The organism is Paenibacillus senegalimassiliensis (assembly GCF_001486585.1).
GTDB lineage: Bacteria > Bacillota > Bacilli > Paenibacillales > Paenibacillaceae > Fontibacillus > Fontibacillus senegalimassiliensis.
This window is the reverse complement of record NZ_LN909046.1, coordinates 1,928,100-1,943,885: the sequence shown is the minus strand read 5'-3', so window position 1 is coordinate 1,943,885 and position 15,786 is coordinate 1,928,100. Positions and strand designations below refer to the sequence as shown.

Below are 15,786 nucleotides of genomic sequence, written 5' to 3'. Positions count from 1 at the left end.
GCTTTTTCACGAACATTTTACCAGACATGCGCATACACTTAGGAACACGATAGAACAGAAGCTGATTATCGTGGGAAAATGTGGCTCCGCCAAGGGAGGAAGATGCGTATGTCATATCAATTAGCCGAAAGCTGGTTGCTTCGTCGGGGCGTAGAACTGGAGGAAATTGCCCGGATTGTGTATTCGCTGCAAATCCCGTATCATCAAGGTCTAACCATCGAGCAATGCCGGGAAAGCGTAAAGGCCATATTGCAAAAAAGAGAAGTTCAATATACATTGTTTACGGGTATCGCTCTGGATGAACTGGCGGAGCAGAGGTTGCTTCCTGAGCCGCTTCAGGCTATCATGGATGCCGATGAGCCGCTTTATGGCGTTGACGAGACGCTGGCTCTGGGTATTACGAATGTGTTTGGGATGATTGGACTGACGAGCTTTGGTTACTTGGACAAGGTCAAGCCGGGAATCATTGGCAGGCTAAATAATAAAGGGGAGCGGATTCACGTCTTCCTCGACGATCTGGTCGCAGGGCTTGCTGCGGCGGCTTCTGCCCGCATTGCCCATAAGAATGAGAATGCGACGGCTTACACTCCGGTTGATCCACCGAAGGCGGCGGATTAACCTGACGGGGCAATGATGTGCATTCTAAACCCATCAGGAAGAGGTTCCTTTGTTGCGGGAAATTTGAAAATTATGTTATCATTACTCTATTATACGGGCTCGAAGATGAGGTTAGGGGGCTTTGAAAAGGGCATGTGGACTGTCATATATATTGCGCCGACCGCTAAGGTTGCCGATATGATTAAAACGAAACTGACGGAAGAAGGATTTCTTGTCCAAACACGTCCTGTCAATTTATCCAAACAGCAGTTTGAGATTCTGGTTCCTTCCGGGGAACTGGAGGAAGTACAAGAAGTATTAAATTCGATATTACATCCTTAAAGAGGTTGTTCAAAAAGTCGTCTTCCCAGGACGGAGTTAATCAAGAAGTAGATTCGACATCGAATCTTGAATTCAGCCGGGCCTTCCGTTGCTCACGTAGATCTGTCTACGCTCCGCTACTCAGTCCCTGACTTCATCCAACCTTCTCGGTCCTGCTAACCCGACTTTTTGAACACGCACTTAAAGAGGCAGATGCATAAGCTTTGACGCTGAAAATCCGACTTTTTCAACAACTTTAAGGATGTAGTTAGGCAAGATACGTGAACGGCAGATTTCAGGAGGCCAAATGCATCCTGCTGCAACAGATGAGGCCTATAAATAAACGGCTGAAGAGGTGTAGTTGTGTTCAAAGATTTGTTCCAGAAAAAAAGAAAATACGCGACCATTCCTTCAGGGCGCACCGGCAGCGAAGACAATACGGCGCCTTCTGACCGTCCCAAACGCGAGGTTCCGGAAGGTCTGATGAATAAATGCAGCCATTGCGGCTCCATTCAATACAGCAAAGAGTTAGAGAAGAATTATAAGGTGTGCCCGGCTTGCGGACACCATATGCGCCTGAACGCACTGGAGCGGATACGATTTACGCTGGACGAGGGTAGCTTTCAGGAATATGATGCCGACCTGATCTCCATCGATCCCCTGGAATTCCCGGGCTATGCCAGTAAGCTGGAGCAGCAGACGCTGAAATCCGGCTTGCGGGAGGCTGTAGTGACCGGAGAGGGGACCATCGGAGGCTTCCCGGCCGTTGTGGCCGTCATGAGCTTCGACTTCTTCTCCGGCAGCATGGGCTCCGTGGTGGGAGAGAAGATTACCCGTGCGGTGGAAGCGGCTACGGAGAAGCGCCTGCCGATGATCATCTTCTCAACCTCAGGCGGAGCACGGATGCAGGAGAGCATTCTCAGCTTGATGCAGATGGCCAAGACAAGCGCTGCCTTGGCCCGTCTGAGTGAGCAGGGAGGGCTGTATATCTCGGTCATTACGGACCCTACCACGGGTGGCGTATCGGCCAGCTTTGCCATGCTTGGTGATATTATTGTGGCCGAGCCTGGGGCTGTCTTCGGGTTTGCCGGAAGAATCGTTATCGAGCAAACCATCCGTCAGAAGCTTCCGGACAATTTCCAGACGGCAGAATTTAATCTGGAGCATGGGCAGTTGGACCTTGTTGTTCATCGCAAGGAAATGAAAGCTACGCTGGCTAAATTACTAGATTTGCACGGCGTGAAGGGAGGGGAATAAATGGCGGGCGAATTGCCTTTTGAAACACCTCTTGTGAAACTGCGCGAGAAGATTCAGGAACTGGAGCAATTTGGCACTGAGAAGGGAATTGACTTCACGGATGAAATCGCGCGTTTGGAAGAGCGCTACCGGCAGTTGGAGGAAGAGATTTATAGCAATATAACGCCTTCCCAAAAGATGCATCTGGCCCGCGACCATCAACGCCCGACATCGCTGGATATGATTAGCCTGATCTTTGAAGGCTTCATTGAGCTTCATGGAGACCGGGTATTTGGCGATGATCTTGCTGTTGTTGGAGGATTGGCCAAGCTTGAGGGAATGCCAGTAACGGTGATTGGGCAACAGCGGGGGAAGGATACGAAGGAGAACATTGCCCGCTTCTTTGGAAGCGCCCATCCGGAGGGCTTCCGCAAGGCGCTGCGTCTGATGCAGCAGGCGGAGAAGTTCCGCCGTCCAATTATTACATTTATCGATACCAAGGGGGCATACCCGGGTATCACGGCCGAGGAGAGAGGGCAGTCGGAAGCGATCGCTCGCAATTTGCGAGATATGGCGATGCTTCGAGTGCCCGTCATTTGTGTTGTTCTTGGTGAAGGGGGCAGCGGTGGAGCGTTAGCTCTAGGCGTTGGCAACCGTGTCCTGATGATGGAGAATGCGATCTATTCCGTGATTTCGCCGAACGGAGCCGCTTCAATTTTGTGGAAGGATGCCTCCAAGGCTGATCAAGCTGCGGAAGCGATGAAGATTACGGCTCAGGACCTGCTCGAAATGGAAGTGATCGAGGAGATCGTTCCTGAACCTCGCGGTGGTGCAGGCCGGGATTACGAGGCTACGGCCGAGGCTATCAAGAGTGGACTGCTGCGGCATCTTGAGGAATTGTCTGTGATGAACCCGGACGAGCTGGTAGAGGACCGTTATCTTAAATTCCGCAAAATCGGTAAGTTTACGGTAGCCCCCAAAGCTGAACCCCCTGTTGCACGACAATCCGAGGAGATCGCTGAAGTGGCGGCCATGCCGGAGGAAGAAGCTGCGGGAGAATTGTCTGAAGCACCGGATGTGTCGAATGCTGCCGATCCTCGTTCGCAGGCTCCGGTTAGCACGGAGCATTGAGGGCTTCCCGGTTTATTTCTGCCCTTATTAGGATATAATGGAGTTCTGGGATAACCCTCGATAAGCAAAATCCACAGAATGTTCGTTAATTTATGATAAACTTCCTATACAAATCGACAAAACTATAGTAAATTTAGTTGTTGGAAAAGACTATACAGAGAGAACTATTTAAAACGGAGGAAACCCAAATGCGCAAAACAAAAATCGTATGTACTATCGGTCCTTCCAGTGAATCGTTAGAGAACATCAAGAAGCTGATTATGGCTGGAATGAACGTCGCTCGCCTGAACTTCTCCCATGGTGATTTTGAGGAGCATGGTAACCGGATCAAGACGATCCGCGAGGCGAGTGCAGAGCTGGGGAAATCAATCGCCATACTGTTGGACACGAAAGGTCCTGAAATCCGTACCGGCAAATTGAAGGAAGAAGCTATTGAGCTTGAGCAGGATGAATTCCTGACCTTGACCACTGAAGAAATTCTTGGCGACAAGGATCGCATTTCCATCACGTACAAGGAGCTTCCTAACGATGTGGAAGTGGGCTCGACCATTTTGATCGATGACGGATTGATTGGGCTGACGGTCGTTGATGTGCAAGGCACTGAAATTAAATGCCGCATTGTCAACGGCGGTACTGTCAAGAGCAAGAAAGGCGTTAACGTACCCGGCGTGAATATTTCCCTGCCAGGCATCACAGAGAAAGATGCTAACGATATTCAGTTTGGTATCGAGCAAGGCATCGATTTTATTGCGGCATCCTTCGTTCGTAAAGCGGCTGATGTGCTTGAAATTCGTCAATTGCTTGAGAAGCAAAACGCCACACAAATTCAAATTATCTCCAAGATCGAAAATCAACAAGGTGTTGATAACCTTGATGAAATCCTGGAAGTTTCCGACGGTTTGATGGTTGCCCGTGGTGACCTTGGCGTGGAAATTCCTGCTGAAGATGTACCTTTGGCTCAAAAACGCATGATCGAGAAATGTAATCGTGTGGGCAAACCGGTTATTACGGCCACACAAATGCTGGATTCCATGCAACGCAATCCTAGACCTACACGCGCTGAAGCCAGTGACGTAGCGAACGCAATCTTTGACGGTACAGACGCTATCATGTTGTCTGGTGAAACGGCTGCCGGGAAATATCCGGTAGAATCCGTATTGACGATGGCTCGCATCGCCGAAAAAGCGGAATCCGCACTGGAATATCGTGAAATCTTCATTAAGCAAAGTAATGCTCAACAAACGACGGTTACTGAAGCAATCAGCCAAGCTGTAGCTAACTCTGCACTGGAACTGAACGCCAAGGCAATCATTACTTCGACTGAAACCGGCTATACTGCTCGTATGGTATCCAAATACCGTCCGAAAGCGCCAATCATCGCGGTAACAACAGCAGATCAAACACTGCGTCGCTTGGCTCTGAACTGGGGAGTAACTCCAGTCAAGGGTGAAGTAGCTGCTACTACCGATGAAATGTTTGACAAGGCAATGAAGGGTGGCCTGGACTCCGGTCTGGTTAAGGAAGGCGACCTCGTTGTACTGTCCGCAGGTGTGCCGCTTGGAAGTTCCGGTTCGACGAACCTGATCAAAATCGGACAAATCCGCAAGTAGTCGATCATTAAGCATATATGACCATCGTCTATGACGATCATAAAAAGGCAATGGGATGCCCGGCGACGGGAACCATTGCTTTTTTTGCCTAAAGGCTGAATATGAGCAATGCGTATATTCCGGGAAGGGAGCGACATGAATGCAGGTCTGTGAAGTGGCCATTGAGCCGAGATATTTTGAATACGATATGATGGGAATCATTTATCACTCCCATTATCTGGAGTGGTTTGAGCTTGGCAGGCTATCGTTGATTCGCCAGCTAGGTTTTGACTATTTCGATATGGAGCAATCCGGTTACATCTCCCCTGTACACGAAATGAAGGTTGAATATAAGCGTGGTATAAGATACGGGGAGAGTGTCTTGCTCAAGACCCGAATCATAGACAACGGTGGAGTCAAGACGGTATACGGCTACGAGGTATACAATGGGGAAGGAACGTTATGTGTGGAGGGTTCTTCATCCCATTACGTAGTGCGGCGTGAAGACTTCAAGCCTGTTCAATTCAAGAAGGTCTTCCCGGAGTGGTATGCAGCATTTGCCGAGGCGGCTACACCATGAATTTTGATTATCCGGCGTTGAAGCGGTAAAATACAATTATCAGGAACAATCACATTCTATTGTTGCTTTCAAAAGGAGTCCTTATATGCGTAAATGGATAGCCGTTCTCATCGTCGTCATTCCAATTGTGGAATTTTGGGGATATACCTTCGTGGGTGAAATGCTGGGAGTTGGCAAAACAATTTTTCTGACGTTAGCGACCACCGTCATTGGCGGGTTAATGATGCAATTCGAAGGCCGTAAAGTGCTGGCAGATGCGAAAGCTCAGATGAGCAGTGGGCAAATTCCAGGACGTATGGTGCTGGATGGTCTTTGTGTATTTGCTGGTGGTCTGTTGCTGTTGATTCCCGGTTTTGTGACCGATATTATCGGTTTTACCATGGTGTTCCCGTTAACTCGCTTGCTATATCGTTTCCCACTCTTGAAGTGGGTGAACAAGAAAATGAAAGACGGAACCATCACTTATTTTCGCAGGTAAGTCTCTCTACTAGTGTGGAACATTCATCCTTGGGGTGCGATTAACTTAGCGGGGAAAAGTCCTGTTATTTATAGATAATCGTAGGATATCACAGATATAGCGGGAAATACTCCCTATAAAATGCTTGAAATCGGCAGTTATCCGTGAATTCAGTCAGATTAGCGGGAGGATTTCCAGCTAAGTGGTCAATTTGATGGGGAACAGCCCGAATATAGGGAGAATTTCCTGTTGATGTGAAAAGGGTGTATAGAGAGTGCTTTGCCCCACATGGGGTACGCGTCCATTCCGTATAAAAACAAGAAGAAGCAAGAGCAGAAAGGGTACGTTTATGCTCCTGCTTCTTTTTTATATAGAATTTGTTGAACTCATCGTAAGCGTCCATGAGTAATATAGTTCTTTAAATCTCTGACCACCCCGGCTCGCACGGCTGCACTCACCAGCACCAGTGTTACAGGGCCAACGATAAATCCAAGAACTCCAAGGAGCTTTAGACCAACGAACATGGCAATCAGGGTAGGGAGAGGCTCCAGGCCTACATTGCTGGCGAGTACCTTGGGTTCGATGATTTGCCGGGCAATTAGAACTACGCCGTACAAGATGGCAAGTCCGATGCCAAGCGTGATATCCCCCGATGCGAAGGCATAAATGAGCCAGGGAATCATGATGGTACCCAGTCCCAGGTAAGGTAGCAAATCGACCAGCCCGATGATTAGGGCATAGGTAAAGGCCGAGTCCACGCCCAGAATGATCAGTCCGATCAGCACGATAAAGGTCGTGATAGAGAGCATGATGAATTGAGCGTGCAAATAACCGGACAAAGCTCGCTGTAAATCTCGCCAGATTTCGCCTGCAGTTCTGCGAAAGGGGGCTGGAACAGCCCCGGCCAGTAAGCGCATATTCCGCTCCCAATGATTGCTGATGAAGAAGGTCGCGAGCAAGACGACCCCGACGATCATACCTAGATGGGGGAGGGAAGAGATCAAATTTACTACAAATTCAAGAATCTGATTCACCAGACGAGAGACGAAGACTCCTACTTTCTCGGCGGTATTATCAATATTTTTGTGAATGGTATTCTCATACCCCGGATTGTTCGCAATGAATCGGTTGATCTCGGCCATGATGGATTGAATGCTTTCGCTTTGGGTCCAGGAGATGAACAGGGCCCTCCATTCGGCAATTCGAAGGTCGAAGGATTCGGTGAGGTGGATAAGTTCCTTCACCAGACGGGTTAGGGCGGCGGAGAGCACGATGACGGCACTTCCAAAGCAGACGCACAGAGATACCGTCACAGCCAGCCATTTAGGCAATCTGGCGTGTTGCTGGAGCCAAAGAACAAAGGGGTTCATGGCGTAGGCTATAAGCCAGGCGATTAGAAAAGGATAAGTCAATGGGAGGAGCCAGTAGACGGCGGCGAAAGCTCCGGCTAGGACGACGCATATCCAACTGCTGCGCAGGACGCGCTTGACAATGACGTGATCCACAGAGCATTTCTCCTTTTTTTAGAGGTTGTTCAAAAAGCTTCGGTCCTATAAACCCGACTTTTTGAACTCGCACTTCTAGCGATACATGTCCTGTTTCTACGATATTACTTGTCCGCTGGGGGTATTCCATTCCTTACATTTTTTAAATAATGTGACATATTTCATTGCATATCCTATTTCTTTTAAAAAAATTCTTTATGATCGTGATAAAACATTTTGATGTAGCCGTCACCGCTCTAGCGGTTCCCATGCTTCTTCAAATCCAGTATGATGGGTAAGTAAGCAGTGATAGCCTTGCTTCCGTTTTCAGGAGCCTCGTGCAAGTGGGTTTTGAACCTTCTAATCCTTTAAATTGAAAATGTTTTCAAGGGTGTATTTGCTCACAAAATGTTAACAAAGGAGAGGTGTATCATGACAGCTACGAAAGGCCTGGAAGGCATTGTCGCGGCAAGCTCTTCGATCAGCTCCATTTATGATGGCGTACTCGCTTATCGTGGCATCAATATTGACGATTTGGCAGAACGTGCAAGCTTTGAAGAAACGGCCTATTTGCTGTGGTACGGTAAATTGCCCAATGTATCCGAGCTTGAGGAACTTCGTCAGCAACTGAGCGATTATGCTGCAGTTCCCGAGGCGGTACTTGAGCAAATGAAATTGTATCCGGCAGATGCTAACACCATGGCAGTGCTTCGTACGGCCGTATCTGCGCTTGCGTTGTACGATGAGAGCGCAAATGATAACTCCCCCGCAAGCAATCAACTGAAGGCCATTAAGCTTCAGACTCAAATCCCTACTCTGATTGCGGCGTTTGCCCGCATCCGTGAGGGGAAAGAACCTGTACACCCACTCTCTGGGGTGTCCCTTGCTCATAATTTCCTGTACATGTTAACCGGGGAGGAGCCCGACGAAATTGCTATCCGTGGTTTGGACCAAGCGCTTGTGCTTCATGCGGATCATGAGCTTAACGCTTCTACCTTCTCCGCCCGCGTAACGATTGCAACCTTATCAGATATATATTCGGGAATCACATCGGCGATTGGCACCTTGAAGGGGCCACTGCACGGAGGAGCGAACGAAGCGGTCATGAACATGCTCGCGGAAATTGGTACTCTGGAGCAAGCCGAGCCTTATATTAAGCAGAAGCTGGCTAACCGGGAGAAGATCATGGGCTTTGGTCACCGGGTTTATAAGCAGGGCGATCCAAGAGCGAAGCATTTGCAGAAGATGTCCCGCCAGTTGAGCTTGCTGAAGGGGGATACCACTCTTTATGATATTTCCGTTAAGGTGGAGCAACTTGTAACGAGCCAAAAGGGCCTCAAGCCTAATGTGGATTTCTATTCCGCATCAGTGTATACTTTGCTGGGTATTCCACGCGATCTGTTCACCCCTATCTTTGCCATCAGTCGCTTGTCGGGATGGACGGCACATATCCTGGAGCAATTGGAGGATAACCGTCTCATTCGTCCTCGTGCAGAGTACACCGGGGTTACCAATCAGCGATTTATTCCTATCGAACTTAGATAAGCAGCTATTTGCGGCATCTCCTAGGAACATTGTGTTAAAATGGAGACCGTGAGACGTAGTAAATTGTGTGAATGAGGAGGAAACCGCTAATATGTTGAAATTGGAAAAATTCTCCCTTCCTACGGAAGGCGAAAAGATTGAGATTCAGGACGGAAAATTGCAAGTGCCTAACCATCCGGTGATTCCTTTCATCGAGGGTGACGGTACCGGCCGTGATATTTGGAGAGCATCGAAGCGTGTATTGGACGCCGCCGTGGAGAAAGCCTACGGCGGTGAGAAGAAAATTGCCTGGTATGAAGTGTTTGCTGGTGAGAAGGCCTTCAATACATACGGGGAATGGCTGCCGGCAGATACACTGACGGCAATTCGCGAATATATTGTGGCCATTAAGGGCCCCCTCACTACGCCGATTGGCGGCGGTATTCGCTCGTTGAACGTGGCGCTTCGTCAGGAGTTGGATCTGTATGTATGCTTGCGTCCGGTCCGCTATTTTGATGGTGTACCTTCACCGGTGAAACGTCCTGAACTCGTGGATATGGTTATTTTCCGCGAGAATACAGAAGACATTTACGCTGGTATCGAATATAAGGAAGGCTCCGATGAAGTGAAGAAATTGCTGGCCTTCTTGCAAAATGAGCTGGGCGTTACGAAGATTCGCTTCCCTGAGACATCCGGTTTGGGCATTAAACCGGTATCGGAGGAAGGCTCCAAGCGTTTGGTTCGCGCAGCGGTGGAGTATGCTATTGAGCATGGTCGCAAGAGCGTCACACTCGTACACAAGGGAAATATCATGAAATTCACCGAAGGTGCCTTCAAGAACTGGGGTTACGAGGTTGCAGAAGCGGAATTCGGCGACAAGGTATTTACTTGGGCTGAGTATGATCGAATCAAGGAGCAATCCGGAGCCGATGCAGCTAATGAAGCACAGAAAGCGGCGGAAGCAGCCGGGAGAATTATCGTGAAGGATGCCATTGCGGATATTGCTTTGCAGCAAGTATTGACGCGTCCTACCGATTTTGAAGTCATCGCCACCCTGAATCTGAACGGGGACTACCTGTCTGACGCACTGGCTGCGCAAGTTGGGGGCATCGGAATTGCACCGGGAGCCAACATTAACTATGTCACCGGTCATGCGATCTTCGAGGCTACTCATGGCACAGCACCTAAATATGCCGACCTGGATGTGGTAAATCCGGGATCTGTCATCCTGTCTGGCGTTATGTTGCTTGAGCATTTGGGATGGCATGAAGCAGCCCAATTGATTTACAAAGGGTTGGAGGCTTCGATCAACAACAAAACGGTAACTTACGATTTTGCGCGCTTAATGGAAGGTGCGACCGAAGTGAAATGTTCGGAATTTGCCGATCAAGTCATTAAGAATATGTAAGTGCCTTAAGGGTTAAACTCCGTTTATATCGTTCCTCCCTGACTTGTCGGGGAGGATTTTTTCATTTGAATTTCTTTTATTTCCCTCTAAAGCTATAATAGATTATAATAAATCTAATTGACGTTGAAAGGGTGGCTATGTTAATGTACCAGGTCATGATTTTCTTGCACATCATCGGAGCTTTGGCATTAGGATTTTATTTGTTCCTCCCGTTCGTATTTGGACGTATTGGCAAATTGTCATTGGCTGCTCGGGAAGGAACCGTATCGGCTGTCAGTTCTTTGAACAGATACGCGCAAATCGGTCTGGTGGTTCAACTGCTGACCGGGGGATATCTGATTGGCAAAGGGGAATATTCGGTACCGTGGATGATTGTCATCGTGGTGTTGTTTCTGGCCATCGGAGCTTTTAGCGGAATCATGGGAAAGCCGCTGCGCTTAATACTGGAAGGTATTCGCCAGAATAAGTCGGTGACTGTAGAGGAAGGTAAGCTTCGTACGCTGAGCGCGTTGTTGTCTGTAACCGTCCTGTTGATTTCATTCTTTATGGTGTTTAGCACCATTATCTAAACTTAGAACAAGCTGATAAATGAACACGACCTGCAGGGCTATAAGCCTTGCAGGTCGTGTTTTTTGCCATGCTATCAAGCAAGCAAAGCCCTATGTAGCAGGGTCTTGTTCCACATTTTGCAATTCATCCAGGTGGGTGAACATGAGCTTCATGATGTCCAGCGCCAACTGTTTCTCTTTTGGCGAACGGTTTATCATAATTTGCTGAACCTGGTTTAAGAAATGGTCATCACTGATTTCAATAGAATCATGAAGCAAGTAATCAACGGTAACCCCTAACTGATTGGCCAACTTGATCAGCGTTTCTAGCGACAAGCTGCGTTCGCCACGCTCAATTTGTCCAATATAGGCGTCCGAAACCTCGATTCGTTCGGCCAGTTTTTCCTGGGTCAAGTGCATTTTATGTCGTTCTTGACGCAGTCTTTTTCCTAATGCCTCGTAGTCCATAACACCCCTCCTGTATTTACCTTAGTGAGAAGCGGAAGGAAAGATAATAAACTACAGGTTTTGTTTTTCTTTACTGAAAGTATGAATTGGGTTATTATGGAACCATATGATTTACTGTTTTGTCTTTGATTGATATTTATATCCAAATTTAAGGAGAACTATGATGCCTGCCGAATCTATTTACGTATCGATTATTATTGCTGTAAAAAATCATGGTATCGACTTGTACACTACGATGGAATCATTGAAGGTCTCTCAGGCTGTCTTATCTTATGAGGTCATCATCGTCGATGAGGGATCGGTGGACGGATGCTGTGACTTTCTTATGAATTATCGATTTGATCATCCGGTGAAGCGAATCAAGGGTGAGCCGGGAGTTTCGGCCCGTCATTTGGGGGCTGCTCATGCCTGTGGAAAGTATTTGATCTTCTGTGGTTCACATTTGTATTACGAGGATCACTGGATGGAGCGGCTGCTCGCGCCTGTGATATCGGGACAGTCCGATAGTGTATCTCCGTTATTTGTCCGAAGCGAGCATTCTCAGCATATCCCGCAGCAGGAGATTAAGGGACTGCTTGGGCGTATTCGCCGATATCCGGCACCGCAAGGGGAGCGGGGAGAGATTCCTTGGCTGTCCTGGGAATGCTTTGCGATCAGCCGGGATAAGTATCATGAGCTTGGAGGGCTGGAAGAGGACTTCTTTGGCAAGGAGATGGAGACGGCAGAGTTCTCTTTGAGAACCTGGCTGCTTGGGGGGAGCTGTTGCCTGGTTCCGGAAGTTACGCTGGTGCAGGTTCTCCGTAAGAATTTTCCCTATGATGATAGTCTGGAGAAATGGGGACGGGATTTGCTGACACTGGCTTATTTGCATTTCGGGTCCTCGCTAATTTCTGCATGTGAGACATTGGTGCAAGAAGTCCCTTCCGCTTGGGCTAGTGAAATTCACGAGCTGAAGGAGCGAACCAGAACACATCGGGAGAATTATTCTGACAGAAGAATTTATGATGATGCCTGGTTTTATGAACGATTTGGGATTGAAGCGTAGCGTTGAGGGATAAGGTGATGGGGTCAGGTCATCCTATTATGGGTAAGGTTGTTTTGAGACGACCGATACCTTAATTGTAAGGAGGATGACTCGCATGACCCAAAGTAAACAAAGCAAACAGACGATGCCTCCCCAGCACCAGAATCAGCAGCCCGGCATTGAGTCTGATATGAATCCGAGGCCGGTGTTTGAAGGCTCCTACAAGGCCGCAGGCAAACTGAAGGACAAAGTGGCGCTGATTACCGGCGGTGATAGTGGAATTGGCCGGGCCGTAGCAGTAGCTTATGCCAAAGAGGGGGCAGATGTATCTATCGTCTACTTGAGCGAGCATAGTGACGCTGAGGTGGTTAAACGGGAAGTTGAGGAGGAAGGGCGGAAATGTTTGCTCATCAGCGGGGATATTGGAGATGAGAGCTTCGCAGCCCAGGCCGTGGAACAAACCGTGAAGGAGCTGGGTGGCCTTGATATTTTGGTGAATAATGCAGCGGAGCAACATCCGCAGAAGGATATAACGGCAATAACATCAGAGCAGCTAGAGAAGACGTTCCGTACCAACATCTTCTCGATGTTCTACCTGACTCAAGCGGCGATGCCTCATCTCAAGAAGGGCAATGTAATCATTAATACCGCTTCTGTCACCGCTTATAGAGGGCACGAGGAACTGCTGGACTATTCAGCAACCAAAGGCGCTATTGTAAGCTTCACCCGCTCGTTGTCCATGAATTTGGTCGGGAGTAAGGGGATTCGCGTGAACGCAGTCGCCCCGGGTCCAATCTGGACCCCGCTAATTCCGTCCACATTCGATAAGCAGCAAGTCGCCGAGTTTGGCGGAAATAGCCCGATGCAGCGTCCAGGGCAACCGGAAGAACTTGCTCCGGCATATGTGTACCTGGCTTGCGAGGATTCCTCCTACATGAGCGGCCAAGTGCTGCATATCAATGGCGGGGAAATCATCAACGGTTAGTGGACCTGCGCACTATCTAGCCCTATAAGAAGAACCCCCTGCACATGAGTTGTTTGGTGCCGGGGGTTCTTGTCGTTTGGCAGCAGTATTACCCGCCAAGGGGTGGTTCTGTCTCCGACAGTTCATCCAGGGTCATCTCGAAGCTTGGAGCCAGATGCTCCAGAAAATAAGCAACCTCGGGAAGAGCGAACTGATTGAGCTTGGCAAGAAGTTGTGTCTTGGCTACGGCGAATTCCCGATTGCCAGCAGCGAGCTCCCACGCGCATTTTAGATAGGTGTCAAGGCTGTCCGCTGCCTTGACGTATAACATCAGTCCGGCATCTCCAGAAGCTGCCGAAGGCTCATTTGGCGATAGCAAAGGTGCATAAGCCTCATGCAGACCAGGAGGGACCATGGACAACAGCCGATCGGCGGCAATTTGTTCCATCTCGCGGAAATTGGCCAAGAGCCGGGGGTTATGATGCTTCACCGGTGTTGGAATATCCCCGGTGAATACCTCCGTAGCATCATGGAACAGAGCCAGGGTTACCGCCCGCTCCGCACTTAACTGCCGGTCGAACAGGGAGTTGCCGATCTCGCACAGGAGATGAGAGAGCAGCGCTACGTGGTAGGAGTGTTCGGCTACATTATCGGGAGCGGTACTGCGCATCAGGCTCCAACGTGAGATGGAGCGCAGGCGGTACATGTATGCTGAGAAGTGATAGCTCATAAGAGATTAACCTCGCTTTTGCACTCATTTGAATAGAAGGGGTCAACGCCCATTGCTTCTTATGTTATTATAAATCTGTCAAAGACGATATGGCTATTTTATCAAGAGCAGATGCTTATAGCATGGAAGATAAACAAAGAGAGGGGATTGTTTGGATGATGCAGCAATTCGAGGAAAGCGCGTACCAATTAATTGTGGAAACTTCGACTCACTTGCCGGGAGACGTACGCCGCGCGGTTAATCGGGGGCAGGCGCTGGAGAACCAAGCAACGCGAGCCGGACTGGCCATGTCGACGATCGCACGGAATATCAAGATGGCAGAAGATCAAGTATCACCGATATGCCAGGATACAGGAATGCCCACCTTTATCCTCCATACTCCGGTAGGCGTGAATCAACTTGAACTCAAGAAGGGAATTCATGCGGCTATCCAGAGAGCCACTAAGGAAGGGAAGCTGCGGCCTAACTCCGTAGATTCCTTGACAGGCGAGAATAGCGGAGATAATTTGGGGCTCGGCTCACCGGTGATTCATTTCGAACAGTGGGAACAGGACTACGTGGAGATGCGCCTCATTCTTAAAGGTGGCGGCTGCGAGAACAAGAATATTCAATATAGTTTACCTGCTGAGCTAGAAGGACTGGGCCGAGCGGGGCGAGACCTGGACGGAATTCGCAAGTGCATTTTGCATGCGGTCTATCAGGCACAGGGTCAAGGCTGCAGCGCCGGATTTTTAGGAGTTGGCATCGGCGGTGATCGGACCACGGGGTATGAACTGGCCAAGCAACAATTATTTCGCAAGGTGGATGATACGAACCCAAATCCCGATCTGAACCGCCTAGAGAAGTATGTGCTGGAAGCAGCCAATCAGCTCGGCATCGGAACGATGGGCTTTGGTGGCAAGGTGACCTTGCTCGGCTGTAAAATAGGGGTTATGCACCGGCTCCCGGCCAGCTTCTTCGTGTCTGTCGCATACAACTGCTGGGCTTTCCGTCGTCAAGGAGTAACTGTGGACGCATCGACCGGAGAAATTCAGGAGTGGTTATATGAGCGGGGCAGTGACGTCCCTATCGATTTGGTAGCGACAGATGGGCAAGCTGCGAAGGTGGATGCTTCAAGCTACCAAGACCAGACCTCCTCTTCCAGCCGGGAGATTGTTCTGCAAGCGCCGGTGAGCGAGGAGCAGATTCGCCAGTTGCGCGTGGGCGATGTCGTCATTATTAAGGGTGAAATGCACACGGGCCGTGATGCCCTTCATAAACACTTGATGGAGCACGATTCCCCGGTGGATTTGAACGGAGCGATTATTTATCATTGCGGCCCCGTTATGCTGAAGGATGAGGAAGGCTGGCATGTGAAGGCCGCAGGGCCTACGACCAGTATTCGTGAGGAGCCTTACCAAGGCGATATCATGAAGAAATTCGGTATTCGTGCCGTGATTGGCAAAGGCGGGATGGGGCTCAAGACACTTGCTGCGCTCGAGGAGCATGGCGGTGTATATCTGAATGCAATCGGTGGAGCAGCGCAATATTATGCCGAGTGCATCAAGCAGGTGAACGGTGTCGACTTTATGGAATTTGGTGTTCCGGAGGCAATGTGGCATTTAGAAGTTGATGGATTTGCAGCAATCGTAACCATGGATTCCCATGGAGATAGCTTGCATGAGGGCATAGAGAAGGATTCGCTGGGCAAGCTAGCCACATTTAAGGAAGCGGTGTTCAAATAAA

16 protein-coding genes are annotated in these 15,786 nt (G+C 49.2%); 13 read left to right on the top strand and 3 right to left on the bottom strand.

The window, feature by feature from the left end; genetic code table 11:
• The first annotated feature begins 108 nt into the window (after window positions 1–108).
• The 7 genes from BN3279_RS23110 to BN3279_RS23080 all read left to right on the top strand — a co-directional run bounded on the left by BN3279_RS23110 (window position 109) and on the right by BN3279_RS23080 (window position 5,932).
• Window positions 109–618, top strand: coding sequence for a phosphatidylglycerophosphatase A family protein (locus BN3279_RS23110; protein ID WP_059054356.1), 510 nt, complete (start codon window positions 109–111; stop codon window positions 616–618).
• A gap of 132 nt (window positions 619–750) precedes the next feature.
• Window positions 751–939, top strand: a complete 189-nt coding sequence (locus BN3279_RS23105; protein WP_059054354.1) for a hypothetical protein — start codon at window positions 751–753, stop codon at window positions 937–939.
• 342 nt (window positions 940–1,281) lie between these two features.
• Window positions 1,282–2,175 (top strand): acetyl-CoA carboxylase, carboxyltransferase subunit beta, encoded by an 894-nt coding sequence (gene accD, locus BN3279_RS23100; protein ID WP_059054352.1) that lies wholly within the window; start codon window positions 1,282–1,284, stop codon window positions 2,173–2,175.
• On the top strand, window positions 2,176–3,285 hold the full coding sequence (locus BN3279_RS23095; RefSeq protein ID WP_059054349.1) for an acetyl-CoA carboxylase carboxyltransferase subunit alpha: 1,110 nt from the start codon (window positions 2,176–2,178) through the stop codon (window positions 3,283–3,285).
• A gap of 188 nt (window positions 3,286–3,473) precedes the next feature.
• Window positions 3,474–4,895 (top strand): pyruvate kinase, encoded by a 1,422-nt coding sequence (gene pyk, locus BN3279_RS23090; protein WP_059054347.1) that lies wholly within the window; start codon window positions 3,474–3,476, stop codon window positions 4,893–4,895.
• 139 nt (window positions 4,896–5,034) lie between these two features.
• Window positions 5,035–5,454, top strand: a complete 420-nt coding sequence (locus BN3279_RS23085) for an acyl-CoA thioesterase (protein WP_059054345.1) — start codon at window positions 5,035–5,037, stop codon at window positions 5,452–5,454.
• A gap of 85 nt (window positions 5,455–5,539) precedes the next feature.
• Window positions 5,540–5,932: an FxsA family protein gene (locus BN3279_RS23080; RefSeq protein ID WP_059054343.1), complete on the top strand. Its 393-nt coding sequence runs from the start codon at window positions 5,540–5,542 to the stop codon at window positions 5,930–5,932.
• Window positions 5,933–6,297: 365 nt separating this feature from the next.
• On the opposite strand, the gene ytvI is transcribed toward BN3279_RS23080, so the two are convergent.
• The gene (gene ytvI, locus BN3279_RS23075) at window positions 6,298–7,416 is read right to left on the bottom strand and encodes a sporulation integral membrane protein YtvI (protein ID WP_059054341.1); all 1,119 of its coding nucleotides are present in this window, start codon (window positions 7,414–7,416) and stop codon (window positions 6,298–6,300) included.
• A gap of 411 nt (window positions 7,417–7,827) precedes the next feature.
• On the opposite strand from ytvI, the gene BN3279_RS23070 reads away from it, so the two are divergent.
• The 3 genes from BN3279_RS23070 (at window position 7,828) to BN3279_RS23060 (ending at window position 10,896) form a co-directional block, all read left to right on the top strand.
• Window positions 7,828–8,940, top strand: a complete 1,113-nt coding sequence (locus BN3279_RS23070) for a citrate/2-methylcitrate synthase (protein ID WP_059054339.1) — start codon at window positions 7,828–7,830, stop codon at window positions 8,938–8,940.
• A gap of 91 nt (window positions 8,941–9,031) precedes the next feature.
• Window positions 9,032–10,327, top strand: coding sequence for an NADP-dependent isocitrate dehydrogenase (gene icd, locus BN3279_RS23065; protein ID WP_059054337.1), 1,296 nt, complete (start codon window positions 9,032–9,034; stop codon window positions 10,325–10,327).
• Between the two features lie 143 nt (window positions 10,328–10,470).
• Window positions 10,471–10,896, top strand: a complete 426-nt coding sequence (locus BN3279_RS23060) for a hypothetical protein (protein WP_059054335.1) — start codon at window positions 10,471–10,473, stop codon at window positions 10,894–10,896.
• 90 nt (window positions 10,897–10,986) lie between these two features.
• Here BN3279_RS23060 and BN3279_RS23055 read toward each other — a convergent pair whose 3' ends face one another.
• The gene (locus tag BN3279_RS23055) at window positions 10,987–11,343 is read right to left on the bottom strand and encodes a helix-turn-helix domain-containing protein (RefSeq protein ID WP_059054333.1); all 357 of its coding nucleotides are present in this window, start codon (window positions 11,341–11,343) and stop codon (window positions 10,987–10,989) included.
• 163 nt (window positions 11,344–11,506) lie between these two features.
• On the opposite strand from BN3279_RS23055, the gene BN3279_RS23050 reads away from it, so the two are divergent.
• Entirely contained in the window at window positions 11,507–12,388 is an 882-nt protein-coding gene (locus tag BN3279_RS23050) for a glycosyltransferase family 2 protein (RefSeq protein WP_059054331.1), read from the top strand.
• Between the two features lie 94 nt (window positions 12,389–12,482).
• Window positions 12,483–13,352: an SDR family oxidoreductase gene (locus tag BN3279_RS23045; protein ID WP_059054329.1), complete on the top strand. Its 870-nt coding sequence runs from the start codon at window positions 12,483–12,485 to the stop codon at window positions 13,350–13,352.
• Between the two features lie 88 nt (window positions 13,353–13,440).
• Here BN3279_RS23045 and yfbR read toward each other — a convergent pair whose 3' ends face one another.
• Window positions 13,441–14,061 (bottom strand): 5'-deoxynucleotidase, encoded by a 621-nt coding sequence (yfbR, locus tag BN3279_RS23040; RefSeq protein ID WP_059054327.1) that lies wholly within the window; start codon window positions 14,059–14,061, stop codon window positions 13,441–13,443.
• Window positions 14,062–14,219: 158 nt separating this feature from the next.
• Between yfbR and BN3279_RS23035 the strand changes: the two genes are divergently transcribed.
• Entirely contained in the window at window positions 14,220–15,785 is a 1,566-nt protein-coding gene (locus BN3279_RS23035; protein WP_059054683.1) for a fumarate hydratase, read from the top strand.
• Window position 15,786 lies beyond the last annotated feature (1 nt).